Annotated in this window: 1 protein-coding gene; it reads left to right on the forward strand. The window is 51.8% G+C overall.

All coding sequences use genetic code 11. The features are described from left to right. Positions 1–255 (forward strand): hypothetical protein (locus ACIF8R_RS18395; RefSeq protein WP_396482485.1); only part of this gene is annotated, 255 nt, incomplete at both ends.

Raw genomic sequence — 255 nt, forward strand, 5'->3', positions numbered from 1 at the left:
TGGGCACTGTCGTGAATGTTAACGGCACTGACTACACCGTGAGTGCAACTGACCTGGGCAATGGCTATATCACTGCAGCGATTCCTGTAACTGCAGATGGCCCAATCACCATCCATGCACAAGCAGTAGATTCACAAGGTCATATCAGCAGCCCGGCAGATGTCATCGTGACTGTCGATACGGCAGCACCAAATGCGCCAGTACTTGATCCGATCAATGCGACTAATCCAGTCACCGGTACAGCAGAACCAGGTT

Source organism: Acinetobacter sp. ABJ_C4_1 (assembly GCF_044538495.1).
GTDB lineage: Bacteria > Pseudomonadota > Gammaproteobacteria > Pseudomonadales > Moraxellaceae > Acinetobacter > Acinetobacter nosocomialis_A.